1 protein-coding gene is annotated in these 699 nt (G+C 46.6%); it reads right to left on the bottom strand.

What is annotated here, in order from left to right; translation table 11 throughout:
- On the bottom strand, nucleotides 1-699 hold a 699-nt coding region (locus tag R7Q46_RS27195), incomplete at both ends, for an SPOR domain-containing protein (protein ID WP_318078266.1).

Genomic DNA, 699 nt, shown 5'->3' with positions numbered 1-699 from the left:
ATTTGAATTGTCGGATAATCTTGGTAAGTCACGATGTACCATTCCGTTCCACTGCGAACCGTCGGATAAATGCGTACCTTGTTATTCAGCTGATGCTCATCAAGAAAAGCTTGCACATCTTCCATTGATGTCATGGCTGCCAACTGCAAGGTGTACGCTCTTGGAGATAACGCTTTTAACTCTTCACGTGAAAACGAGAATTTGACGATAGGTTTACTTGAGGTAGTCTCTGTTTTCGCAACCTCTTCTGATGCGGCATCGCTTGGCTTCACCACTTTAATCAAAGAAGAGTTTGTCTCTGACTGGGTTTTCGCTTGAGGTTCAGCCCCTTCTACTAACGCTTTAATATTGTCTGTATTCGCTTGCTCAGGCTTACCTTCTAACAGAGCATCAACCACGTCAGATTCAATCACCACACGCTGCTGGGTGTCATCATTTCCGACGCTTGCTACTTCTTCTGTCACCGTTGGTGGCAATGAGTTGGAATCGTCAGTCGCATCTGATAAATCGCCGTCATTTGGCAAGTCGTCAGTCACTGAGGTTAAATTAGATTCTGATGGCGAAAGAGTCGGCTCAGTGAGTGTCGGAATGGCAGTTTGCTCGATGCTTCCCGTGATCTGCTGCGCTTTGTCATCTGGGCTTGGCTGATTAAACATCCACCAATAACCACCAGCGGCCAGCAACAGTAGCACCAAAACC

The sequence above is a fragment of the Vibrio sp. 811 genome (assembly GCF_033339195.1).
This window is presented reverse-complemented; position numbering and strand designations above follow the sequence as displayed.